Annotated in this window: 24 protein-coding genes; 18 read left to right on the top strand and 6 right to left on the bottom strand. The window is 67.6% G+C overall.

Translation table 11 applies throughout. The features are described from left to right. Nucleotides 1-180: 180 nt before the first annotated feature. Entirely contained in the window at nt 181-1164 is a 984-nt protein-coding gene (locus V6M51_RS07155) for an RNA polymerase sigma factor (protein ID WP_332765875.1), read from the bottom strand. Between the two features lie 181 nt (nt 1165-1345). Here V6M51_RS07155 and V6M51_RS07150 point away from each other — a divergent pair, with 181 nt between their 5' ends. From V6M51_RS07150 to mmcB, 5 genes are all read left to right on the top strand, one after another. Further along, nucleotides 1346-2476 (top strand): ferritin-like domain-containing protein, encoded by a 1131-nt coding sequence (locus V6M51_RS07150; protein WP_332765888.1) that lies wholly within the window; start codon nt 1346-1348, stop codon nt 2474-2476. 143 nt (nt 2477-2619) lie between these two features. Beyond that, entirely contained in the window at nt 2620-2979 is a 360-nt protein-coding gene (locus V6M51_RS07145; protein WP_332765874.1) for a c-type cytochrome, read from the top strand. Between the two features lie 94 nt (nt 2980-3073). Beyond that, nucleotides 3074-4204: a ferritin-like domain-containing protein gene (locus V6M51_RS07140; protein ID WP_332765873.1), complete on the top strand. Its 1131-nt coding sequence runs from the start codon at nt 3074-3076 to the stop codon at nt 4202-4204. A gap of 90 nt (nt 4205-4294) precedes the next feature. After that, the gene (locus V6M51_RS07135; RefSeq protein ID WP_332765871.1) at nt 4295-4843 is read left to right on the top strand and encodes a lipocalin family protein; all 549 of its coding nucleotides are present in this window, start codon (nt 4295-4297) and stop codon (nt 4841-4843) included. Nucleotides 4844-4884: 41 nt separating this feature from the next. Then, a complete protein-coding gene (gene mmcB / locus V6M51_RS07130) occupies nt 4885-5340 on the top strand; it encodes a DNA repair putative endonuclease MmcB (protein WP_332765869.1) in 456 nt (151 codons plus the stop codon). A gap of 153 nt (nt 5341-5493) precedes the next feature. On the opposite strand, the gene V6M51_RS07125 is transcribed toward mmcB, so the two are convergent. Continuing rightward, a complete protein-coding gene (locus tag V6M51_RS07125) occupies nt 5494-6051 on the bottom strand; it encodes an ActR/PrrA/RegA family redox response regulator transcription factor (protein ID WP_305674052.1) in 558 nt (185 codons plus the stop codon). Nucleotides 6052-6131: 80 nt separating this feature from the next. Continuing rightward, complete coding sequence (locus tag V6M51_RS07120) at nt 6132-7520, bottom strand: ActS/PrrB/RegB family redox-sensitive histidine kinase (RefSeq protein WP_332765866.1); 1389 nt, start codon at nt 7518-7520, stop codon at nt 6132-6134. A gap of 52 nt (nt 7521-7572) precedes the next feature. Between V6M51_RS07120 and V6M51_RS07115 the strand changes: the two genes are divergently transcribed. The 3 genes from V6M51_RS07115 to V6M51_RS07105 all read left to right on the top strand — a co-directional run bounded on the left by V6M51_RS07115 (nt 7573) and on the right by V6M51_RS07105 (nt 10303). Beyond that, complete coding sequence (locus V6M51_RS07115; RefSeq protein ID WP_332765864.1) at nt 7573-8163, top strand: SCO family protein; 591 nt, start codon at nt 7573-7575, stop codon at nt 8161-8163. Nucleotides 8164-8284: 121 nt separating this feature from the next. Beyond that, nucleotides 8285-9556, top strand: coding sequence for a polyhydroxyalkanoate depolymerase (locus V6M51_RS07110; protein WP_332765862.1), 1272 nt, complete (start codon nt 8285-8287; stop codon nt 9554-9556). 9 nt (nt 9557-9565) lie between these two features. Further along, a complete protein-coding gene (locus tag V6M51_RS07105; RefSeq protein ID WP_332765860.1) occupies nt 9566-10303 on the top strand; it encodes a M48 family metallopeptidase in 738 nt (245 codons plus the stop codon). A gap of 125 nt (nt 10304-10428) precedes the next feature. Here the strand turns inward: V6M51_RS07105 and V6M51_RS07100 are convergent, their stop codons facing one another. Next, nucleotides 10429-12414 (bottom strand): transglycosylase domain-containing protein, encoded by a 1986-nt coding sequence (locus V6M51_RS07100; RefSeq protein WP_332765858.1) that lies wholly within the window; start codon nt 12412-12414, stop codon nt 10429-10431. Between the two features lie 362 nt (nt 12415-12776). Between V6M51_RS07100 and V6M51_RS07095 the strand changes: the two genes are divergently transcribed. The 10 genes from V6M51_RS07095 (at nt 12777) to V6M51_RS07050 (ending at nt 20615) form a co-directional block, all read left to right on the top strand. Continuing rightward, on the top strand, nt 12777-13115 hold the full coding sequence (locus tag V6M51_RS07095; RefSeq protein ID WP_332765857.1) for a CC_3452 family protein: 339 nt from the start codon (nt 12777-12779) through the stop codon (nt 13113-13115). Nucleotides 13116-13265: 150 nt separating this feature from the next. Further along, on the top strand, nt 13266-13577 hold the full coding sequence (locus V6M51_RS07090) for a hypothetical protein (RefSeq protein WP_332765855.1): 312 nt from the start codon (nt 13266-13268) through the stop codon (nt 13575-13577). A gap of 185 nt (nt 13578-13762) precedes the next feature. Continuing rightward, complete coding sequence (locus V6M51_RS07085; RefSeq protein ID WP_332765854.1) at nt 13763-14317, top strand: F0F1 ATP synthase subunit delta; 555 nt, start codon at nt 13763-13765, stop codon at nt 14315-14317. A 4-nt stretch (nt 14318-14321) separates the two neighbouring features. Then, nucleotides 14322-15857 (top strand): F0F1 ATP synthase subunit alpha, encoded by a 1536-nt coding sequence (gene atpA / locus V6M51_RS07080; protein ID WP_332765852.1) that lies wholly within the window; start codon nt 14322-14324, stop codon nt 15855-15857. A gap of 22 nt (nt 15858-15879) precedes the next feature. Next, nucleotides 15880-16749 carry a F0F1 ATP synthase subunit gamma gene (locus V6M51_RS07075; protein WP_332765850.1) on the top strand — a complete coding sequence of 290 codons (870 nt, stop codon included), beginning with the start codon at nt 15880-15882 and terminating at the stop codon, nt 16747-16749. A gap of 16 nt (nt 16750-16765) precedes the next feature. Next, nucleotides 16766-18340 carry a F0F1 ATP synthase subunit beta gene (gene atpD, locus V6M51_RS07070; RefSeq protein ID WP_332765848.1) on the top strand — a complete coding sequence of 525 codons (1575 nt, stop codon included), beginning with the start codon at nt 16766-16768 and terminating at the stop codon, nt 18338-18340. A gap of 5 nt (nt 18341-18345) precedes the next feature. After that, the gene (locus V6M51_RS07065; RefSeq protein WP_332765846.1) at nt 18346-18612 is read left to right on the top strand and encodes an ATP synthase F1 subunit epsilon; all 267 of its coding nucleotides are present in this window, start codon (nt 18346-18348) and stop codon (nt 18610-18612) included. A gap of 100 nt (nt 18613-18712) precedes the next feature. Next, nucleotides 18713-19426, top strand: coding sequence for a hypothetical protein (locus V6M51_RS07060; protein WP_332765844.1), 714 nt, complete (start codon nt 18713-18715; stop codon nt 19424-19426). 112 nt (nt 19427-19538) lie between these two features. Then, entirely contained in the window at nt 19539-19865 is a 327-nt protein-coding gene (gene sugE / locus V6M51_RS07055) for a quaternary ammonium compound efflux SMR transporter SugE (protein WP_332765842.1), read from the top strand. 351 nt (nt 19866-20216) lie between these two features. Further along, nucleotides 20217-20615 carry a GFA family protein gene (locus tag V6M51_RS07050; RefSeq protein ID WP_332765839.1) on the top strand — a complete coding sequence of 133 codons (399 nt, stop codon included), beginning with the start codon at nt 20217-20219 and terminating at the stop codon, nt 20613-20615. A gap of 69 nt (nt 20616-20684) precedes the next feature. Here V6M51_RS07050 and fabA read toward each other — a convergent pair whose 3' ends face one another. Together fabA and V6M51_RS07040 are read right to left on the bottom strand one after the other, a co-directional pair. Beyond that, nucleotides 20685-21215 (bottom strand): bifunctional 3-hydroxydecanoyl-ACP dehydratase/trans-2-decenoyl-ACP isomerase, encoded by a 531-nt coding sequence (gene fabA / locus V6M51_RS07045; protein WP_332765837.1) that lies wholly within the window; start codon nt 21213-21215, stop codon nt 20685-20687. Nucleotides 21216-21287: 72 nt separating this feature from the next. Continuing rightward, entirely contained in the window at nt 21288-21842 is a 555-nt protein-coding gene (locus V6M51_RS07040; RefSeq protein ID WP_332765835.1) for a TetR/AcrR family transcriptional regulator, read from the bottom strand. Nucleotides 21843-22097 lie beyond the last annotated feature (255 nt).

Here is a 22097-nt window from a genome sequence, read left to right as displayed (position 1 = left end):
CCCGGCCGCATGGCCGGGTGAGGGGGACTAAAATGCCCTTCAGCGGAGGTTCGACGGCTCCGAACAGGAGTCAAAGTCCCCCTCAGGCCCTTCGGGCCAGCTCCCCCAGAGGGGGAGCATCTTCGCTCCTCCGCATATGCGATAGCCCTGCATGAATGGGGGAGGAAAGGCTGGTCGGCCTCAATGCAGCTTCATCCCCTCGCCCCAGGGCAGGGTGGTGGTGGCGATCATGCGGGTGAGGACCTGCGGGGGCTGGTGGTAGCCCAGCAGCGAGACCTCGAGGCCCAGCGCCGCGGCCACCGCCTTCAGGGTGTCGGGGCAGTAGCAGTAGTTGGTGATCCGGCTGACAAGGTCGCCGTCGCCCTCCAGCCGCACGATGTCGTAGAGCCGGTCGTCTTCGTTGAAGAACAGCACCACCGGTTCGCCGCGATAGACTCCCGCCTCCAGCCGCGCGCCGGCGTGGCCGACGCTGGCCTCGGCCCAGCCGCCGCGCCGGCCGCGACCGCCGCCGACGCCGGGGACCTCGATCGAGCAGGTCTCGGTGAGCACGGCGGTGAGCGTCGGCACGTCGCGGGAATTGAAGGCGGCGATGAACCGCTCCACCAGGGCCTGAGACGGCCCGTCCCGGCGCGGCGGATCGGATGGCGCGGCGGCCAGCGCCGCCCGCCCGCGATGCAGGGCCGACTTCACCCCGCCCACCGTGGTGCGCAGCTGGTCGGCGATCTCCTCAAGGGTGAAGTCGAACACGTCCTTCAGCACCACGGCGGCCCGCGCCTGGGGCGAGGCGGCGGAGAACAGCGCCTCCGCGCCCTGGCGCGCGGCGTCGGGATCGGAGGGCGGCGTCGGCGCCTGCGGCTCGCCCAGCCAGGCGCGCTCCCGCGAGGCCCGGCGCACCCGGTCGATCCAGAGGTTGGTGGCGGTGCGGAACAGATAGGCCTTGGGATCGGCCACCGGGCTGCCCGGCCCGTGCAGGTCGCCGCGGCCGATCATGGCGAACCCCTTGAGCAGGGTGTCCTGCACCAGGTCCTCGGCGTCCCAGACGTCGCCGGTCAGCTTCAGGCCGTAGGCATGCAGGGCTGGGCGCAGCGGCTCGATGGTGTCCAGATAGTCGAACCAGGCCGTGCGCAGGGCGCGCGAGGTGTCATCCGTGATCGGGTCGGTCATCGCCGTTCCTCCCTGATGTCCATCTGCTCAAGACGAACGGCGGAGCGTCAAGGATACCGGCTATTAAGAAGATGACGCGGGCGTCATTTTCCTTGACTGATCACTGTTCTCTTGAGAGGCTTTCAGCCAAGAGGAAACCGTGGGCCGCCAGCGCGCGCGCCCGCCGAAGGAGGATCTGCCCATGGCGGCCGACGGCAACATCACCAAGGACATCATCTACGACGCCGTGGCGCCGGACGACTTCGAGTCCATGCTGGACCTCGATCGGTACAACAACCGCTCGACCGCCTTCGACAAGATCATCTCGGCCACCCACGACCACTTCTGGGATCCGCTCGACAAGAAGTACATCGACTTCGACGAGCCCTTCGACATGGAAAACGAGATGCTCCTGCCGGAGGACATGATCATTTCCATGTCCACCGACTACGTCTCGAACCACCTCAGCGATTGGAAGACCCGCGTCCGCTTCGTCAACCAGTCGGCCCTGCGGTCCTTCTCCTCGATCCTGCATGGCGAGCAGGGGGCGCTGAACCTGTCGGCCAGCCTGTGCCACGTGCTGCTGGACCAGGGCGCGCAGGAATACGCCGCCAACCAGACCCGCGAGGAGGCTCGTCACGTCACGGCCTTCGCCAAGTACATCAAGGCCCGCTGGGGCCGGCCGGTGGAATGCGGCCCGACGCTGAAGGCGCTGCTGGTCGACATCATCGCCAGCCCCGAGGTCTATAAGAAGATCATCGGCATGCAGATGCTGGTGGAGGGCCTGGCCATGGGCGCCTTCGCCACCTTCTTCAACAATATCCGCGATCCGATGGGCAAGCGGCTCCTGCAGCTGGTGATGACCGACGAGGCCTTCCACCACAAGTTCGGGAAGATCTGGGCCGACCGGACCATTCCGAAGCTGAGCGAGGCCGAGCACGAAATCATCGAGACCTGGGCGGCGCACTGCTTCCAGACCCTGCTGTTCAACCTCGTGGCGCCCACCCAGCAGCGCGACCTGTATGAGGAATTCGGCCTGGATCCGGACAAGGTCATCGCCGAGATGGCGGAGATCATGAACGACGACAAGCGCCGCGAGAACATGAAGGAGCAGACCAACATCTTCAGGGTGCTGGTGAAGACCCTGCTCAACGCCGGCATCATCACCGACCGCACCAAGGCCTTCTACGCCACCTATGTGGACCTCGAGGAATTGCGCGGTGAGGGCGACCGGATGGTCGGCGACGACATCGCCGAGGAGGGGATCAAGTACCTCCAGGAGATCAATTTCAAAGACCGCGTCGGCCAGGCGATCTCCATCGCCGCGGAGTAGGCCGAGCCAGCTTCCTCGACGACCTTAGCCCGCCGGCCCGCGCCGGCGGGCTTTTTCGTGCGCCGCCGCGTCTAGGTAGAGCACCGGAGGCGCGTGCGGGGCCGAACGGCGCCATGCTGCGGCTCCATCCCATGGAGGCTTCGATGGCGGACAGGTCTTGGGCGGTGCTGGGCATGGCGGCGGCCCTGGCCGGTTGCGCCGGCGCAACCGGCGTACAGGCGGTGGGCGGCGGCGCCGATCCGGCCGTTCAGCGGGGCCAGGCTTTCGCCGAGCGGCGGTGCGCGGGATGCCATGTGGTCGGACTGGATGATGGCCCGGCCTCGTTCGGGCCACGCTTCCGCGACCTTCGGATCCGCTACAACGCCCTCTCCCTGCAGAGGCGGTTCACCGAAATCTCGCAGCACGGATCGGGCGAGATGCCGCCGATCCAGATCGGTCGCCGGGAGGCCGAAGACCTGGTGGCCTATCTGGAGACCCTGCAGGCCGAGCCGCCGCCCCGTTGAGGGACCGGCGAAGATGACGCGAGCGTCATTTTCCGTTGACGCCCGGCTTGGGGGGTGATGACCTTCGCCCCGACAAGATCACCGGGAGGATCGCATGGCCGCCGACGGCAACATCACCAAGGACCTGATCTACGACGCCGTGGCGCCGGACGACTTCGAGTCCATGCTGGACCTCGATCGCTACAACAACCGCTCGACCGCCTTCGACAAGATCATCTCGGCGACCCACGACCACTTCTGGGATCCGCTCGATCCCAAATACATCGACTTCTCCGCCCCCTGGGACATGGACAACGACGCCCTGATGCCGGAGGAGCTCAGCGCGGCCCTGCAGACCGACTATGTGAAGGCGAAGCTGAACACGCCGTCGCTGCGCGCCCAGTTCCTCAACAAGTCGCTGCTCTATTCCTTCTCCTCGATCCTGCATGGCGAGCAGGGCGCGCTGAACCTGTCGGCCAGCCTGTGCCACGTGCTGCTGGACCAGGGCGCGCAGGAATACGCCGCCAATCAGACCCGCGAGGAGGCTCGTCACGTCACGGCCTTCGCCAAGTACATCAAGGCCCGCTGGGGCCGGCCGGTGGCGTGCAGCAAGGTGCTGCAGGACCTGCTGGTCGACATCATCGGCAGCCCCGAGGTCTATAAGAAGATCATCGGCATGCAGATGCTGGTCGAGGGCCTAGCCATGGGCGCCTTCGCCACCTTCTACCAGAAGCTCAACGACCCCCTTGGCCGCCAGCTCATGCAGCTGGTGATGACCGACGAAGCCTTCCACCATAAGTTCGGGAAGATCTGGGCCGACCGGACCATTCCGAAGCTGAGCGAAGCCGAACACGTCATCGTCGAGGACTGGGCGGCCCATTGCTTCCAGGCGGTGCTGTTCAACCTGGTCTCGCCCTCGGAACAGGTCGCGCTCTATGAGGAGTTCGGCCTCGATCCCGCGCGCGTCCTGGAGGAGATCCAGCTGATCGCTACCGATGAGGCGCGCCGCCAGGACATGAAGGAAGCCAGCAACATCTTCCGCGTGCTCATCAAGACCCTGCTGAACGCCGGCATCATCACCGACCGCACGCGGGCCTTCTACGGCATGTATGTCGACATGGAGGAGCTGAAGGCGGAAGGCGGCAGGATGGTCGGCGACGATATCGCCGAGGAGGGGATCAAGTACCTCCAGAAGATCAACTTCAAGGACCGCATCGCCGCGAACGTCTCGATCGCCGCGGAATAGCCCTTTTTCGTTCGGATTGGGTTCATGCGCCCGCGGGCAAGGTCCGCGGGCGTTTACTTTTCCGCCTCTGAAGCGTTAGCCATACCGCCCATGCGTTTTCCGAACCTCTCTCTCGCGTTCGTCGCCGCCTGCTTCGCGTTCGCCGCGCTCTGCATCGCCGCGGTTCCCGTCCTGGCTGCGCCCCCGCAGCCGACGGAGCGCATCGAGCTGACCAAGATCACGGGGCGGTGGTACGAGGTCGCGCGCCTGCCCAACAAGATCCAGACGGGCTGCCAGGGCGGCACCTCGGACTGGGTGCGGAACGGCGAGGGGTTCTCCGTGCTCCAGGCCTGCCACAAGGGCTCGCTGGCCGCGCCGGCCACCGAGTGGAAAGCCAAGGCCAAGGTCATCGATCCCAGGACCAACGCCAAGCTGCAGATGACCTTCTTCGGCGGAATGGTGAAGCAGGAGTACTGGGTTCTGGAGCACCGTCCCGACCAGGGGTGGCTGATCCTCGGCACGCCGGGTGGCCGGGCGATGTGGCTGATGTCCCAACGTCCGACCCTGCCGACGGCGATCAGGGCCCAGGCCGTCGCGCGGGTGAAGCAGTTGGGCTACGACGTCGCGCGCCTGGAATTTCCGCAGCCAGCCAAGAACTGAGGGCCTTGCGCCCGGAACGAAGCCGGAACATAAATTCCGGCATGGGCGTCACCATCGTCACCGTCACCCGTCCTGAGATCACCGCCGCGGTCACCCGCGGCGCGGCGCGGCTGCTGGTCGACCTAGGCTATGCGCCGCTGAGCGAGGTGACCCTGCCCAACGGCCGCCGCGCCGACCTGATGGCCCTGTCGCCCAAGGGCCATATCGTCATCGTCGAGGTGAAGTCGGGGCTCGAGGACTATCGGGTGGATCGCAAGTGGCATGAGTACATGCCCTATTGCGACAGTTTCGCCTTCGCCGTGGCGCCCGAATTCCCCCGCGAGATCCTGCCGGAGGAGCCGGGCCTGATCGTTTGCGACGCCTTCGGAGGCGCGGTGCTGCGCGAGGCGCCCACCGCTCCCCTGGCCGGCGCCCGGCGCAAGGCGCTGACCATCGCCTTCGGCCGCCTCGCCGCCATGCGCGCCGCCGGCGTGGTCGTGACCCAGCTGGAGGGGTAGCGCCTCCTAGATGCTCCCCTCCTGGGGGAGCTGTCAGCGAAGCTGACTGAGGGGGACTTTGACTCTCGTTTTTGGGCCTCAACCCCCTCCGTCACGTCGCCGAAGAGGGCGACGCGCCACCTCCCCCAGAAGGGGAGGATCTAAGAGAGTTCCCTACCTCGGCGCGCGCTTGGCCAGGATCCGCTGCAGGGTGCGGCGGTGCATGTTCAGCCGCCGGGCGGTCTCCGAGACATTGTGCCCGCACAGCTCATAGACCCGCTGGATGTGCTCCCAGCGCACGCGGTCGGCGCTCATGGGATTTTCCGGCGGGGGCGGCGACTCGTCCTTGCGGGCCAGCAGGGCGCGGGCCACGTCGTCGGCGTCGGCCGGCTTGGAGAGATAGTCGATGGCCCCGGATTTCACCGCGGCCACCGCCGTGGCGATGTTGCCGTAGCCGGTCAGCATGATGACCTTGGCGTCGGCGCGGGCGTCGCGCACCGCCTCCACCACCTTCAGGCCGGTCCCGTCCTCCAGCCGCATGTCCAGCACGGCGTAGGCCGGCGGATGGGCCTTCACCGCGGCCAAGGCCTCGCTGACGCTGCCCACCAGCACGGGTTCGAACCCGCGCTGTTCAAGGGCGCGCCCCAGCCGCGTACGCAGCGGAGCGTCGTCGTCGAGGACCAGCAGGCTTCGATCCGGCAGTGCGGCGATGTCGGCGGAGAGATCGGTCATGCGCAACCTCCGATAGGGGCGTTGGCGTTCACGCCTCCTGCGGCATCATGTCGCTGCTTGGCGGCGATCCGCAAGGGCCTTCAGCCGTTTCCGCCCAGCGCCTCGATTCGCGCCCTCGGCCAACGGGCCGCGACCACGGCGCCGCGCGGGCGACCGTTCTGGAAAGTGACTACAGCGCCGGTTCGTTCCAACAAAGTCTTGGCGATGAAGAACCCCAGGCCCATCCCGATGTGGCCGGTGCGTCCCCCGGCCACCCCCGGACGGCTTGTGACATAAGGCTCGCCGAGCTTGGCCAGCACCTCGGGCGGGAAGCCCGGACCGTCGTCGCGCACCTCCATCCCCACGCTCTGGGCGTCGAAGCGGACGGTCACCAGGATCTCCGAGGCGGCGAAGTCGACGGCGTTCTCCACGAAGGAGGTCATGGCGTGCAGCACCTCGGGCATCCGCCAGATGTTGGGCGCCGCCACACCGGGGGCGCCGGAGACGATCGCCTCCACCCGTACGCCCCGGGCGTCGGCATGCGGTTCGATCACCTCGTTCAGCAGTTGCAACAGGCTCATCCGCTCGTGAACCTCGTCGGAGGCCGCGGCGGGGGCGTCGGTTAGCCGGCGCAGGATCTCGCGGCAGCGCTCCGACTGGGCGATCAGCAGTTCGGCGTCCTCCTTCACCTGGGCGGTCGGGGCCTCTCGCGCCAGCTCCTTGGCGACGATGGAGATGGTGGCCAGCGGCGTGCCCAACTCATGGGCCGCGGCGGCGGCGAGCGCCCCCAGGGCCGAGAGCCGCTGCTCGCGCGCCAGCACCGCCTGGGTGACGTCCAGAGCCAGCGCCATGCGCGAGGACTCCTCGACCGCCTGGCGGACGTTGCCGGCGATGACGATGACGCCCGCGACATTGGCCGCGGCCGCCCCGATCATGAAGCTGAGCGGCAGCTCGACCGCCGCGCCGGGGGGGCTGGGCAGGGGAAGGTGGATGAAGGCCAGCGCGATCGAGGCCGCGATGGCCTCGGCCCCCAACGCCGTCACCGCCCGTGGCGCCAGAGTGGCGGCCGCCAGGGTCACCGGGGCGATCAGCATCAGGATGAACGGGTTGGCCGTGCCGCCGGTGAGGAACAGCAGGATCGAGATCTGGGCCACGTCGAAGCTGAGCTGACCCACCGCCTCCCAGTCGCCGATCAGCCTCTGGCCCGGCGAGGCCACGCCGGTCAGAAGGTTCACCCACGCCGCGGCCCCGACCACGGCGAAGCAGAACGGGTAGGGGGCCTCGAAACCGAACCCCAGGCCCGCCACCGCCAGCAGCAGCAGTTCGCCGGCCACAATCATCCAGCGCAGGGTGACCAGGGTCCGCAGGCGAAGGCGCCCGCCGCGCGCGCCGCCAAGGCCCCAGTCGTCGCCGGCTTGCGCGGGCGCGGCGCTTTGCCTATCGAGGCCGGGCGACGGCTTCTGCGGCGACGTGTTCTTTGTGGACGCCATGGGCCGCGACCATCGCGCGTTGCGCCCCGCCTGACGAGCCCCAAAGGCCTCCATGCCCACGAAACCCCGACACCTGATCCTGCTCGCCGCCTGCCTCCTGGGCCTGGCCGTGCTGGCCGGTATCGCCTGGCGCACCGGCGCCTTCGACAATCCCGCCCCCGCCGCGGTCGGGAGACCCTTCCAGCTGGTGAACCAGGACGGCAAGCCGGTCGACGAAACCGTGTTGAACGGAAAGTGGACGGTGGTGTTCTTCGGCTTCACCTACTGCCCGGACGTCTGCCCCACGACGCTGCAGGCCGTGGAACGGGCCCAGGCCCTGCTGGGGCCGAAGGCCGAGCGGACCCAGGTGGTGTTCATTTCCGTCGACCCCGAGCGCGACACCCCTGCCCAGCTCAAGACCTATCTCGCCGGCGCCGCCTTTCCGAAGGGGACCATCGGACTGACCGGAACGCCGCAACAGGTGGCCGTGGCGGCGAAGGCCTACCACGCCTACTACCGGAAGAACGGCGAGGGGCCGGACTATCTGGTCGACCATTCGACCCCGGCCTATCTGATGGACCCCAAGGGCCGCTTCGACCGCATCCTGCCCTATGGGATCACGCCCGAGGAGATCGCCCGCCAGATCGGCCAGGCCATGGGCTAGGCGCCGCAGGTGCGAAATTTAGACTGGAGCGGCGAAGCGACGCAGCGGGAACCGGTTACCGCTGGACATCCTTAAGTATGGTCATGCTACGCTGCGACGCAGCACAAGGACGTCTTTTACGATGCTCTATACGCTCTACGAGGCAGGCTATTACGCCTCCACCCCGCTGCGGTTCGCCACCCGGGCCATGCGGGAGTTCTGGTCGTCGCCGCTGAATCCGGCCAAGGACAGCGATATCGGCCGACGGCTGTTCGCCAACGCCGACCTGTTCGCCAATCTGACCCGCCGCTACGGCAAGCCCGCCTGGAACATCGACCGCGTCGAGATCGACGGCCAGCCGGTGCGCGTGCGCCCGGCCGAGGTCTGGTCCAGCCCCTGGGTCAAGCTCATCCATTTCAGTCGCGACATGGCCGACATGCGCCGCGCCGGCCACCGCGAGCTGGAGCCCGCCGTGCTGATCGTGGCGCCGCTCTCGGGCCACTACGCCACCCTGCTGCGCGGCACCGTCGAGGCCTTCCTCCAGGACCACGAGGTGTTCGTCACCGACTGGTCCAACGCCCGCGACGTCCCGGTCCTCGACGGCCGCTTCGACTTCCATGACTACGTCGACCATATTCGCGAGATGCTGCGCCAGCTGGGCCCGCGTCCGCACGTGGTCGCCGTCTGCCAGCCGGGTCCCGCCGTCCTGGCCGCCGCGGCCCTGATGGCCGAGGACGGCGAGGAAAGCCGCCCCGGCACCATGACCATCATGGGTTCGCCCATCGATGCGCGCCTCTCGCCCACGGTCACCAACAAGCTGGCCGAGGAGAAGCCCTTCGCCTGGTTCAAGTCCAACATGATCGACACCGTCCCGGCGCCCTATGCGGGCATGGGGCGGCGGGTCTATCCGGGCTTCGTCCAGCTCTACAGCTTCATGTCGATGAACATCGAGAAGCACCAGGACGCCCACCTGCGCTACCTGCAGGACCTGATGGAGGGCGACGGCGACGGCGCCGAGAAGCACCTGGAGTTCTACGACGAATACCTCTCGGTGCTGGACCTGCCCGAGGAGTTCTATCTCCAGACCGTCGACTATGTGTTCCAGCAGCATCTGCTGCCGAAGGGCGAACTGAAGCATCGCGGCCGCGCCGTGCAGCCGGGCTCGATCAGCGACATCGGCCTGCTGACGGTCGAGGGCGAGAACGACGACATCTCCGGCATCGGCCAGACCCAGGCGGCGCACGCGCTCTGCACGGGCCTCTCGGACGACTTCAAGGAAGACTATGTGCAGCCGCATGTGGGCCACTACGGGGTGTTCAACGGCCGGCGCTTCCGCGAGGAGATCTATCCCCGGGTGCGTGCGTTCATTCGCCGCCAGGCGGCGGGCATCGAAAAGAAGCGCGACGCAGCCTAGATAGGTCGCATGAGCTTGTTCGGCCGTACCCTGGCCGACGGCGATCGGCTGGAGGTGGCCGGGGCCGTCGTGCGCCTGAAAGTCCATTCCCGCGCCCGCCGTGTCTCCCTGCGGCTGGACCGCACCAAGCGCGAGATCGTCGCCACCGCCCCCAGCGCCCGGCGCCTGCCCGAGGCCGCCGCCTTCGCCCGCGACCGCGCCGGCTGGATCGCCGAGCGCCTGGCCGAGTTGCCGCAGTCGCAGTCCATCGCGCCGGGCATGACCATCGACCTGTTCGGCCAGCCTTGCCGTCTGGAGGCCAGCGCCAAGCCGGCCCGCTTCCATCCCGCCACCGAGGACGAGCCAGCCCGGATCTCGGCGCGCGGCGAGGGGGCGACCTACGCCAACGCCGTGATCCGCATGATCAAGCGCGAGGCCCTGCGGGTGTTCACCGAGCGCACGGCCTTCCACTGCGCGCGGCTGGGGGCGAAGTTGCCCAGCGTGACCGTGATGGACGCCCGGGCCCGCTGGGGCTCCTGCCGTCCGGGCCTGCCGGGCAAGCCCGCGGCGATCCGCTATTCCTGGCGCCTGGCCCTGGCCGAGTTCGAGGTCGCCGACTATGTGGTCGCCCACGAATGCGCCCACCTGCTGGAACTGAACCACGGGCCGCGCTTCTGGGCCCATGTGAAGGCCCTGGTCGGCGACGAGCGCCCCCACCGCGCCTGGCTGCGGGCCGAAGGCGCCAGGCTGCACGCCTTCGGGCGATGATAAGAGCGCCTAGTTCCTCCCCTTCTGGGGGAGGGGGCTGAAGCCCACAAGCAAGAGTCAAAGTCCCCCTCAGTCAGCTTCGCTGACAGCTCCCCCAGAGGGGGAACAACTGGGAGCTGACCGGTCTAGTAAGGCGGCGCCTCTTCCCGCACGGGCGGCCGTTCGGCCGGCGGCGGATCGTTTCCGATCCCGATGGCGTCGCCGATGCCGTCGATGACGTCGCCGATCGGGTCGGCGCCCTCCGGCTCCGGGGTGGCGACGCCGCCGGGGATCTCCTGGGTCTTCAGCCGGGGCAGGGCCGCGGCCATGAAGTCCCGCCAGATGCCGGCCGGCGCATTGCCGCCGGTGACCCGTTTCATCGGCTTGTTGTCGTCCTTGCCGACCCAGACGGCGGTGACGAAGCCGCCCGTGTAGCCGACGAACCAGGCGTCGCGGTAGTCGCTGGTGGTGCCGGTCTTGCCGGCTAGGTCGTAGCCTGGAACATTCGCCCGCGTCCCGGTGCCCGAGACGATCACCTGGCGCATCATCTGGTTCATATACTGAAGGGCCGGCGAGCCGATCACCGCCTGGCGCTGGGCCTTCTCCACCGTGTGGTCGTAGAGCACCTTGCCCGAGGCCGTGCGGATGCGGGTGATGCCGTAACCCTTGGCCAGGAAGCCGCCATTGGCGAAGGGCGCGTAGGCCTGGGCCATCTCCATCGGGCTGACCTCGACGGCGCCGAGGGCCATGGAGGGGTCGAGCTGGATGTGGGAGGTGATCCCCAGCCGCCGAGCGGTGGCGGCGACGTTGCCGGTGCCGACCTCATTGGCCAGGCGCGCGGCCACGGTGTTGATCGATTGGGCCAGCGCGGTCTGCAGGGTCATCGGGCCGCGGAAGTCGCCGGTATAGTTGCGCGGCTCCCAATTGCCGATCTTCAGCGGCTCGTCGACCACCTGGACGTCCGGCGTGCGGCCGTTCTCCATGGCGGTGAGATAGACGAAGGGCTTGAAGGCCGAGCCGGCCTGGCGGCGCGCCATGGTCGCCCGGTCGAACTGGCTTTCCTCATAGGAGACGCCGCCCACATAGGCGCGGATGCGGCCCTCGCCGTCGATGGCCACAAGGGCCGCCTGCTGCACGCCCTGGCCCTTGGCCGCGGCCACGCCGCGGCGCACGGCCTGCTCGGCCGCGGTCTGGATGGGCAGGTCCAGCGTGGTCTCCACCACCAGGTCCTCGGTGGGCTCGCCCAGCAGGGAGCGAACCTGGTCGTCGACCCAGTCGGTGAAGTACTGCGCGCGTTGGCTGGCCAGGGTGGGATTGACCTTGACCGGGGTCTTGAAGGCCTCGTCGCGCTCGGCCGCGGTGATGGCCCCGGAGCGGACCATCTCGTTCAGCACCACATTGGCCCGCTGCTCGGCGCGCTTGGTGGCCGAGACTGGGCTGTAGCGCGAGGGACCCTTCATCAGCCCCGCCAGGAGAGCGCTTTCACCGAGGGTGAGCTGGCTGGCCGGCTTGCCGAAATAGCGCTGGCTGGCGGCCTCGATGCCGTAGGCGCCGGCGCCGAAATAGACCCGGTTCAGATAGAGGGAAAGGATCTCCTTCTTGCTGAACTTGGCCTCCAGCCACATGGCCAGGATCAGCTCCTGGGCCTTGCGGCGGTAGTTCTGGTTGGGCGTCAGGAACAGGTTGCGGGCCAGCTGCTGGGTGATGGTAGAGCCGCCGCGCAGGGGGCCGCCCTTGTGGGTGGTGTTGTAGATCTGCGAGCGCAGGATGCCCCAGGGGTTGAACCCGACATGCCAATAGAACCAGCGGTCCTCGATGGCCACGAAGGCCTTGGGCACGTGCGGCGGCAGCTTATCCAGGTCGACGGGCGGCGCGTACTGGCTGCCGCGCACGGCCACCACGGCGCCGGACTGGTCCAGATACGAGATCGAGGGCTGGCGCTCGACATCGTAGAGCTTGGAGGTGTCGGGCAGGTCGGTGGCGAAGACCGCGAAGAAGGCCACCACGAAGATCAGACCCCAGACGCCCAGCACCATGGTCCAGTAGAAAAAGGCCTGGAGAGGGGTTCGCGCTGGGGGTCGCTGCGGGGTTCGCGGGGCCGGCCGGCGAGAATCCGGTCCTGATCTGGCCATGTATCGTCCTAAGTCGCCGTGGATCGCCCCCGCTCCGAGGCGACAGATAACCTAGGCGCACCAAACGCGCGACAAGATTGACGAGAGATGAACGGGGACCGTGGGCGACCGCCCGCGCCGCGCCGATGCGCGGCCTCGCGGCGCGATCACGTCATATGGGAACCGGCCGAGCGGATTGCACCCCTACATTTTCGCATAGCTGACCGCAGAAATTATCTATTGCCCTCAATCTAAGCAGTGTTATCTTAGCGATGCTTAGTTCTTTTCGCGCCACCGGTGGGGATACCGGTTGCGGATCCCCGGATTGCGCCGAGCCAGGCCCGAGGCCTGCCTTTTCTCCCCGAAACGCTGGAGGGCTTTCCATGAAGCTCCGTACCCTTGCGGCCGCCTGCGCCGCCATTGTCTCCGTCTCGTTCGCCGGCGCCGCCCTGGCCGACGATCCGATCACCGCCAAGCTGCAAGCCCCGATCGCCGTCAAGACCAAGGTCATCGCCGGCGGCGCCGTCTTCCTCTGCGAAGGCGACACCTGCGTGGCCTCGGCTCCGTCCTCGCGCACCTACGCCACCTCGACCTGCAAGGACCTGGCGAAGGAACTGGGCGCGGTCGCCTCCTTCGGCGGCGCGCGCAAGCAACTGGACGAGACCAAGCTCGGCGCCTGCAACGTGGCGGCGCTGCCGGCCACCCAGGTCGCGAACCGCTAGTCACCGACTCCACGACCAGGTTCGCGCACCGATAAGCGCGCCTCCCAGCCGCTGTTTCCAGTCGAGCCTGTAACTTGGGCGCCGGGGTATGCCCCCCCCGGCGCCCTTTTTCTTTGAGTTTCGCGCGCGCCCGCGTAAGGGACCGCCTCCATGACCCCCGACACCACCCTCGAGCGCCTGCGCCGCCAGGCGCGCCTGCCCGACGCTCCGGCCGCCGTGGCCAGCCTGATCGAGCCCCTTCTGCTTGAGGCCGCCGGTCCCGGCGCCGAACCGGTCTCGCTGACCCTGGACTACGGCCCCTCTGCAGCGCCGGGCGCCGCGGTGGTGGTCGAGGCCGCCGTCGAGCGGGCCACCCGCACCCTCGTCTTCGCCTACGGGCGCCTGCTGACGCCCGAAGGCGCGGTCCTGGCGACCGCTTCGGCGGTATTCCGCAGATCCGGGGAGACTTCCAAGGCCGTATAATCCAAGGTGTCGCGGCCGGTTTGGTTGCGGCGCCGAAAATCGCGTGCTATCAGGCGCGCGGCTTCGGGCCAGGGGGCTCTACCAGTCCCGACGGCCAATGTGCTTTTCCAAGCGCTTTCAAGCCTTTAGGCCGCTGTGGGGTTCCCCCGCCGCGGCTTTCGACACGCATCGGGCGGACATAATAAGTGGCGGACGATTCCAAGGCTTCGAATGTGGGCGGCAGATATGCCCAAGCCCTGTTCGATCTCGCGAACGACGAAAAGAAACTGGCGGCCGTCGAGGCCGACCTGAAAGCGCTGAAAAAGATGCGCGCCGACAGCCGGGACTTCCATATCCTGCTGGCCTCTCCGGCGTTCGGCGCGGCGGACAAGGGCCGGGCCCTGGCCGCCATCGCCGACAAGGCGAAGCTCAATTCCACCACCAAGAAGTTCCTGGGCCTGCTGGCCGCCAACGGCCGCGCCTCGGTGCTGCCCGCGGTGATCGAGGCCTTCGAGGCCCTCGCCGCCAAGGCGCGCGGGGCGGTCTCGGCCCAGGTGACCTCCGCCATCCCGCTGACGCCCGCCCAGACCAAGGGCGTGGCCGCCGCCTTGCGCACCGCGCTCGGCAAGGATCCTGAAATCGAGACCCGCGTCGATCCGTCCATCCTGGGCGGCATCAAGGTGCGGGTCGGTTCCCGACTGTTCGACGCTTCGCTCCGTTCGAAGCTCGACTCCCTCAAGTTCGCCCTGAAGAGAGCGTAAGCCCATGGACATCCGCGCCGCCGAGATTTCGGCCATCCTCAAGTCGCAGATCGCCAATTTCGGCGAAGAAGCCGACGTTTCCGACGTCGGCCAGGTGCTGTCCGTCGGTGACGGCATCGCCCGCGTGTTCGGGCTCGACAACGTCCAGGCGGGCGAAATGGTCGAGTTCCCGAAGGCCGGCGTGAAGGGCATGGCCCTGAACCTGGAACGCGACAACGTCGGTATCGTGATCTTCGGCGACGACCGCGCCATCTCGGAAGGCGACGAAGTCCGCCGCCTGGGCGAGATCGTGGACGTGCCGGTCGGCAAGGGCCTGCTGGGCCGCGTCGTCAACCCGCTGGGCGAGCCGATCGACGGCAAGGGCCCGATCGTCGGGGCCGCCGAGCGCCGCCGCGTGGACGTCAAGGCTCCCGGCATCATCCCCCGCAAGTCGGTGCACGAGCCCGTGCAGACCGGCCTGAAGGCCATCGACAGCCTGATCCCCGTCGGCCGCGGCCAGCGCGAGCTGATCATCGGTGACCGCCAGACCGGCAAGACCGCCGTGGCGATCGACACCATCCTGAACCAGAAGTCGATCAACGCCGGCACGGATGAGAGCGCCAAGCTCTATTGCATCTATGTCGCCATCGGCCAGAAGCGCTCGACCGTCGCCCAGATCGTCAAGACGCTCGAGGAGCGTGGCGCGCTCGACTACACGATCATCGTCTCGGCCACCGCGTCCGAGCCGGCCCCGCTGCAGTTCCTGGCCCCCTTCGCCGGCTGCGCCATGGGCGAGTGGTTCCGCGACAACGGCATGCACGCCGTCATCATCTATGACGACCTTTCCAAGCAGGCCGTGGCCTATCGCCAGATGTCCCTGCTGCTGCGCCGCCCGCCGGGCCGCGAAGCCTATCCGGGCGACGTGTTCTACCTGCATAGCCGCCTGCTGGAGCGCGCGGCCAAGCTGAACGAGGACAACGGGTCCGGCTCGCTGACCGCCCTGCCGATCATCGAGACCCAGGCCAACGACGTGTCGGCCTATATCCCGACGAACGTGATCTCGATCACCGACGGCCAGATCTTCCTGGAAACCGACCTGTTCTTCCAGGGCATCCGCCCGGCCGTGAACGTCGGCATCAGCGTCAGCCGCGTGGGCTCCTCGGCCCAGATCAAGGCGATGAAGCAGGCCTCCGGCCCCATCAAGGGCGACCTGGCCCAGTATCGCGAACTGGCCGCCTTCGCCAAGTTCGGCTCCGACCTCGACGTCACCACCCAGCGCCAGCTGGCGCGGGGCGAGCGCCTCACCGAGCTCCTGAAGCAGCCCCAATACTCGCCGCTCGCGGTCGAGGAGCAGGTTGCGGTGATCTATGCCGGCACCCGCGGCTATCTCGACACCATCCCGACCAACCAGGTCGGCCGCTTTGAGGCCGAGCTGCTGAGCCGCCTGCACTCCAAGCACCAGGGCATCCTCGACGCCATCCGCACCTCCAAGGAGCTGAAGGCGGATACCGAGGCCCAGCTCAAGGAAGCTCTGGAAGCCTTCGTGAAGACCTTCGCCTAAGACGACGCTGGAGCATTAGGAGATGGCCAGCGTCAAAGAGATGCGCGATCGGATCAAGAGCGTGGATTCCACGCGAAAGATCACGAAGGCGCTGCAGATGGTCGCCGCGGCGAAGCTGCGTCGTTCGACCGAAGCCGCCCAGAACGCCCGGCCCTACGCCCAGCGCATGGCCGCGGTGATCGCCAACCTGGCGGCGGGCGTCTCCGGCGACGGCGCGCCCAAGCTGCTGGTCGGCACCGGCGCGGACCAGAAGCACCTGGTGGTGGTGGCGACCTCGGATCGCGGACTGGCGGGCGGCTTCAACACCGCCATCCTGCGCGCCGCGCGCGAACGCATCCGCACCCTGATCGGCGAAGGCAAGGATGTCCGCATCCTGACCGTCGGCAAGAAGGCCCGCGACCTGCTGCGCCGCCAGTACGGCGACCGCTCCGTGGGCGCCTTCGAGGCCGGCGTGCCGTCCCTGGCCGTCGCCCAGCCGGTGGCCGAGAAGATCACCGAGCTGTTCGAGGCCGGCGAGGTCGACGTGGTCACCCTGGTGTTCAGCCAGTTCAAGTCGGTGGTCACCCAGACCCCGACCGTGCGCCAGCTCATCCCGGCCCAGATCGGCGGCGACGCGCCCACGGTCGACCTCAAGGGCGCGGCCTACGAATACGAACCCGACGAAGGCGCGATCCTCGAGACCCTGCTGCCGCGCAACCTCACCGTCCAGGTGATGTCGGCCATGCTCGAGAATCAGGCCGGGTTCTACGCCGCCCAGATGGCGGCCATGGACAACGCCACCCGCAACGCCGGCGACATGATCGCCGCGCTCAACCTGCTCAAGAACCGTACTCGCCAGGCGCAGATCACCAAGGAGCTGATCGAGATCATCTCCGGCGCCGAAGCGCTCTAACCGAAAGAGTCCGACCATGGCTACGACCCCTAAGGCCCCCGCCAAGAAAGCCGCCGCCCCGAAGGCGGCCGCCGCTCCCAAGGCCGCCAAGGCTGCGGCTCCCAAGGCCCCGGCCGCCAAGAAGGCGCCCGCGCCGAAGCCGGCGGCCGTCGCCGGCGTCGCCACCGGCCGCATCTCGCAGATCATCGGCGCGGTCGTCGACGTCGAGTTCGAGGGTGCGCTGCCCGCGATCCTCAACGCGCTGGAAACCACCAACACCGACCAGCGGACGGGCGCGCCCTTCCGCCTGGTGCTGGAAGTCGCCCAGCACCTGGGCGAGAACACCGTCCGCGCCATCGCCATGGACACCACCGAGGGCCTGACCCGCGGCGCTCCGGTGACCGACACGGGCCGCGCCATCACCGTCCCGGTGGGTCCGGCCACGCTCGGCCGCATCATGAACGTCATCGGCGACCCGATCGACGAAGCCGGCCCGATCGACACCAAGTTCTATTCGCCGATCCACCGCGACGCCCCGTCCTTCGCCGAGCAGTCGACCTCGGCCGAAGTGCTGGTTACGGGCATCAAGGTCGTCGACCTGCTCTGCCCCTACACCAAGGGCGGCAAGATCGGCCTGTTCGGCGGCGCCGGCGTGGGCAAGACCGTGACCATGCAGGAGCTGATCAACAACATCGCCAAGGCCTACGGCGGCTATTCGGTGCTGGCCGGCGTCGGTGAGCGCACCCGCGAAGGCAACGACCTCTATCACGAGATGATCGAGTCCAACGTGAACCAGGCCGGCGGCGGCGGCGACAGCCGTTGCACCCTGGTCTACGGCCAGATGAACGAGCCCCCCGGCGCCCGCGCCCGCGTGGCCCTGACCGGTCTCGCCCAGGCCGAGTACTTCCGCGACGAAGAGGGCAAGGACGTGCTGCTCTTCATCGACAACATCTTCCGCTTCACCCAGGCTGGCTCCGAAGTGTCCGCCCTGCTGGGCCGCATCCCCTCGGCCGTGGGCTATCAGCCCACCCTGGCCACCGAGATGGGCAACCTGCAGGAGCGCATCACCTCGACCGCCAAGGGCTCGATCACCTCGGTCCAAGCCATCTACGTGCCCGCCGACGACCTGACCGACCCGGCGCCCGCCGCCTCCTTCGCCCACCTGGACGCCACCACCGTGCTCTCGCGCGACATCGCCGCCCAGGCCATCTTCCCGGCCGTGGACCCGCTGGACTCCACCAGCCGGATCATGGACCCGCTGGTGATCGGCGAGGAGCACTACCAGGTCGCCCGCCGCGTCCAGGAAACCCTCCAGGCCTACAAGTCCCTGAAGGACATCATCGCCATCCTGGGCATGGATGAGCTGTCGGAAGACGACAAGCTGACCGTGGCCCGCGCCCGGAAGATCTCCAAGTTCCTCAGCCAGCCGTTCCACGTGGCCGAGCAGTTCACCAACATGCCGGGCGTGTTCGTCAGCCTGGAAGACACCATCCGGTCCTTCAAGGCGGTGGTGGACGGTGAGTACGACCACCTGCCGGAAGCCGCCTTCTACAACGTCGGCACCATCGAAGACGCGGTGGCCAAGGCCGAGCGTCTGGCCGCGGAAGCCTAAGAAACATGGCCGAGAAGCTTCACTTCTCCCTGGTCTCGCCGGAGCGCGAACTGTTCTCCGGCGAGGTCGACCAGGTCGACGCGCAGGGGACCGAGGGCGGCTTCGGCGTCCTGGCCGGCCACGCTCCGTTCATGACGGCGCTCAAGGCGGGCCAGGTTGTGGTCCATAACGACGGCCAGTTGACGGTCTTCGAGGTCGAGGGCGGCTTCGCCGACGTCACTCCGGATGGGCTGACTATTCTCGCCGAGCACGCCGTCGCGGCGCGCAGCTGACACTCTAAGGCCTCGAACTCGCCGGAAAGCGCCACTAGAGCACTTGCGAGGGACGGCCGCATTGAGTGTGATGCAACATCAAGTCAGGGGAAACGCAGCCATGCGCACCGCCATCGTCAGTCTGATCGCTCTCGCCGGCGTCGCCACCAGCGCCACCGCCCAGACCCCGCCGCCCGCCGCCGAACCGGCGCCGGCGACGGCTCCGTCCGCGACGGATCCCACAGCTCCCCCGGCGACCACCGCGCCGCCTGCGGCCGATCCCATGGCTCCTCCGGCCGCCGCCACGCCTCCGGCCGCCGAGGCCCCGCCGGCCCCCGTTCCGGAGAAGGTCTACACCATCCCGACCACCGGTCCGGAAGGTCAGATCATCGACGTGTTGAACCGGGTCTGTAAGCCCCTGGTGAAGGGCGGCAACCTCGACCAGATCGTCACCGGCATCGGCGGCTATAAGAAGAACCGCCGCGAGCTGACCTGGACCACCACCCTGGTGGCCAAGCCCTACACCCTGACCATCTATCCGCAGGGCTCCAACAAGGACGTCTGCCGGATCGGCATCAACTACGAGATCGGCAAGGAAACGCCGATCATCGTGGGCCTGAACATCTTCTCGTTCCTGCACAAGCCGGAGCTGCTCCAGCAGCGCAACGACTATACGCCCAGCGCCGACTACAAGCGCGTCACCAACACCTGGGAATATCTGACCGACCACGAGTCGATCGGCCTGGTGTTCATGCAGCTGAAGAAGCCGGACGGCGCCTCGGTGAACAAAAACTCGGACCTGGGCGAAGTGCTCTATTCCGAGCGCAAGTTCTAGGACTGCTTGCCGCCCGGCGGGGCGCGACCTATGTCGGAAAGGCGCCGGGGACGACCCCGGCGCCTTTTGCATTTCCCCGGGGACGGCCCCATCGGCTAGGAGGCTTCAGCCCATGGCGTGGGTCGTTTTGTTCGTCGCCGGCCTTTGCGAGATCGGCTGGGCGGTCGGCCTGAAATACACCGACGGCTTCACCCGGCTCTGGCCGACCGTGGCCACCGTGACCAGCATGGTGGTCTCCATGGTCCTGCTGGGGCTGGCGGTGAAGTCCCTGCACCTGGGCACCGCCTACGCCGTCTGGACCGGCATCGGCGCGGTGGGCACGGTCATACTGGGGATCATCCTGTTCAAGGAGCCGGCTACCGTCGCGCGCCTGATGTGCGTGGGCCTGATCGTTTCCGGCATCGTGGGCCTGAAGATCCTGAGTCCCCCGGGCCACTGACCGGCGGTTGACGGACGGCGATCAACGTCGTTGGGTCCGGCTTCCCAACACGCACTGGTCGCCAAGCTGCGCGGTCACGGGACGGAGGTCTGGTACGTCCTGGCCAAGGGCGAGAGCCACGGCGTCTTCAAGAATCAGAACGCCGAGGCGGTTCGCGCGACCGAGATCGTGTTCCTGAATAGGGTGCTGGGTTCCAGCGCGACGGGAAAACCTACTTCGAGATTCGCCGATCGTAGGCCCGCCCTGGGTGGTTCAGGGACGTTGCATTCCGGCGCGCTTCACGCTCCTCTGGCGGCCGCGGAGCAGACCCGACGAACGAACGGACCATGGCCCGCAGGGGTTGGAAAGCGAATGACCGTTCGAACAGGCAGCTGCCTCTGTGGTGCGAGGGCCTATGAGATCGATGGCGATCTAGATGGCGTCTGGGTCTGCCACTGCTCGCTATGCCGCAAGGCTTCCGGTTCGAACGGAAACGCGATCCTGATTGTGCCGACGGATCGCTTTCGCTGGGTGAGGGGGGAGGATCACGGCGTCACCTTCGCCCTGCGCGAGACCTACTCCATCACCCGCTGCAAGACCTGCGGCACCCCGCTCCCGGCCGAAACGGACGCGCGGAATGTCTATGTCACGGCGGGGACGCTCGATACGCCGCTCGGCAAGGGCGTTCGCACGCACCTGTTCTGCGCTTCGAGGGCGGACTGGGATCGTGAAGAGCCCGACGCCCGCTTTTTCGATGAACGTTCGAGTTGATACGGACGGCGCAGGAGGGGAGGTTCTGAAGGTCCGCGTCGGGTCGAAAGCCGCCATGGACCTCCGACCTCAGGGCGTGGGCCTGATCATTCCGACTCTCAGATCGGTCGCGATATAGACACAGACGTCGTCCGCGAATAGCTGGCCCTTCGCGACGCCCAGGGCCAGCTGGCCGCGCCGGGCCTGCCGCACGCTCACCTCGTAGCGCACCAGCCTGGTCTCGGGCGTGACGTCGCCTCGAAACCTGACCTCGCCCACACCGAGGGCGCGGCCCTTGCCCGGGGACCCCGACCAGCCCAGCCAATAGCCCAGGACCTGCCACATGGCGTCCAGCCCAAGGCAGCCCGGCATGACCGGGTCGCCGGGAAAGTGACAATCGAAGAACCAAAGCTCCGGGGTGATATCCAGCTCGGCGACGACATGGCCCTTGCCGAACTCGCCGCCGTCCAGGCTCAGCGCCGTGATCCGGTCCATCATCAGCATTGGCGGAGCCGGCAGTTGCGCATTGCCAGGGCCGAAATATCCGCCCCGGCTGGACAGGATCAGATCGTCCTTGGTGTAGCTGGACTTCGGCTCATGAAACGCGTGCGGATCGGCCACGGTGTACGGTTCCTTCCTGAGTTGGCGGCGGGAGTCCCAGGCGACGGGTTCGTCCGCGCTTGCGCTCCCGACCTACGGCGCGCGCAGGCGCAACGCGCCGGCGACAAAGACCCAGATCTTGTCGGTAAGCTCGGCGCGGTCAGGCCGATGGCTGCTGGTCAGCGCGCCGATCAGCGCCTGGCGGATGCCGCCGATGAGCAGGGCGATCGTGAGGCGGGGATCGAGGTCGGCGGGAATGACGCCGTCACGTTGCCCCGCCCGCAAGTTATAGGCGCCTGCTGTCAGCTGGCGTTTGGTGAAGGCTTGTTCCACCTCGAGGACTTCGGCCGCACGGCTCAACGGGCCAACGACCAGCGGCGCGAACGGATGATCGTAGTGGAATGAGATATAGGCGGCGATCCGCTCTTTCTCACGGCCCGCCCAGTCCGACGAGATCAGCTTCGAGGGGCTGAACGCGGCCTCTTCCAGCCGGTTGTAGAACCCTTCGACCACGGCGGCGATCAGCCCCGCCTTTGATCCGAAGTGGTGGTAGGCCAGCCCGACCGAAACCTTGGCCCGCTTGGCGACCGCCTGCATCTCCAACAGCCCATGACTATGGATGAGCTCCTCCTGGGCGGCGCGGATCAATCGCTCCGGTGTGCCGATCCTCGTCGTGCTCATGGCCAATCTCGAAATTGAATTGAATTCAATTTAGCCGGATGAAGCTCGCCACCACAAGCGCTGAAAACGGCCGAGCTTCGGAATACGCCTAGTGGTTCAGGCCGCGTCCGCCGCCCCCGACGCTGGGAACACTGCTGGCGGACTAGGAATAGCTGGGCCTATCTAGATGCTCCCCCTCTGGGGGAGCTCCTGGCCGAATGGCCGGGTGAGGGGGACTTTGAC

It is taken from the genome of Phenylobacterium sp. (genome assembly GCF_036677185.1).
GTDB lineage: Bacteria > Pseudomonadota > Alphaproteobacteria > Caulobacterales > Caulobacteraceae > Phenylobacterium.
This window is presented reverse-complemented; position numbering and strand designations above follow the sequence as displayed.

Excerpts from the sequence above, each read along its gene's own strand:
- V6M51_RS07110 (WP_332765862.1), top strand. The coding sequence starts at position 8,285 with ATGCTCTATACGCTCTACGAGGCAGGCTATTACGCCTCCACCCCGCTG.
- V6M51_RS07060 (WP_332765844.1), top strand. The coding sequence starts at position 18,713 with ATGCGCACCGCCATCGTCAGTCTGATCGCTCTCGCCGGCGTCGCCACC.
- V6M51_RS07100 (WP_332765858.1), bottom strand. The coding sequence starts at position 12,414 with ATGGCCAGATCAGGACCGGATTCTCGCCGGCCGGCCCCGCGAACCCCG.
- V6M51_RS07095 (WP_332765857.1), top strand. The coding sequence starts at position 12,777 with ATGAAGCTCCGTACCCTTGCGGCCGCCTGCGCCGCCATTGTCTCCGTC.
- V6M51_RS07145 (WP_332765874.1), top strand. The coding sequence starts at position 2,620 with ATGGCGGACAGGTCTTGGGCGGTGCTGGGCATGGCGGCGGCCCTGGCC.
- V6M51_RS07135 (WP_332765871.1), top strand. The coding sequence starts at position 4,295 with ATGCGTTTTCCGAACCTCTCTCTCGCGTTCGTCGCCGCCTGCTTCGCG.
- atpD (WP_332765848.1), top strand. The coding sequence starts at position 16,766 with ATGGCTACGACCCCTAAGGCCCCCGCCAAGAAAGCCGCCGCCCCGAAG.
- V6M51_RS07140 (WP_332765873.1), top strand. The coding sequence starts at position 3,074 with ATGGCCGCCGACGGCAACATCACCAAGGACCTGATCTACGACGCCGTG.
- V6M51_RS07120 (WP_332765866.1), bottom strand. The coding sequence starts at position 7,520 with ATGGCGTCCACAAAGAACACGTCGCCGCAGAAGCCGTCGCCCGGCCTC.
- V6M51_RS07115 (WP_332765864.1), top strand. The coding sequence starts at position 7,573 with ATGCCCACGAAACCCCGACACCTGATCCTGCTCGCCGCCTGCCTCCTG.
- V6M51_RS07155 (WP_332765875.1), bottom strand. The coding sequence starts at position 1,164 with ATGACCGACCCGATCACGGATGACACCTCGCGCGCCCTGCGCACGGCC.
- V6M51_RS07065 (WP_332765846.1), top strand. The coding sequence starts at position 18,346 with ATGGCCGAGAAGCTTCACTTCTCCCTGGTCTCGCCGGAGCGCGAACTG.
- V6M51_RS07050 (WP_332765839.1), top strand. The coding sequence starts at position 20,217 with ATGACCGTTCGAACAGGCAGCTGCCTCTGTGGTGCGAGGGCCTATGAG.
- V6M51_RS07105 (WP_332765860.1), top strand. The coding sequence starts at position 9,566 with ATGAGCTTGTTCGGCCGTACCCTGGCCGACGGCGATCGGCTGGAGGTG.
- mmcB (WP_332765869.1), top strand. The coding sequence starts at position 4,885 with ATGGGCGTCACCATCGTCACCGTCACCCGTCCTGAGATCACCGCCGCG.
- V6M51_RS07075 (WP_332765850.1), top strand. The coding sequence starts at position 15,880 with ATGGCCAGCGTCAAAGAGATGCGCGATCGGATCAAGAGCGTGGATTCC.
- V6M51_RS07090 (WP_332765855.1), top strand. The coding sequence starts at position 13,266 with ATGACCCCCGACACCACCCTCGAGCGCCTGCGCCGCCAGGCGCGCCTG.
- V6M51_RS07125 (WP_305674052.1), bottom strand. The coding sequence starts at position 6,051 with ATGACCGATCTCTCCGCCGACATCGCCGCACTGCCGGATCGAAGCCTG.
- sugE (WP_332765842.1), top strand. The coding sequence starts at position 19,539 with ATGGCGTGGGTCGTTTTGTTCGTCGCCGGCCTTTGCGAGATCGGCTGG.
- atpA (WP_332765852.1), top strand. The coding sequence starts at position 14,322 with ATGGACATCCGCGCCGCCGAGATTTCGGCCATCCTCAAGTCGCAGATC.
- V6M51_RS07150 (WP_332765888.1), top strand. The coding sequence starts at position 1,346 with ATGGCGGCCGACGGCAACATCACCAAGGACATCATCTACGACGCCGTG.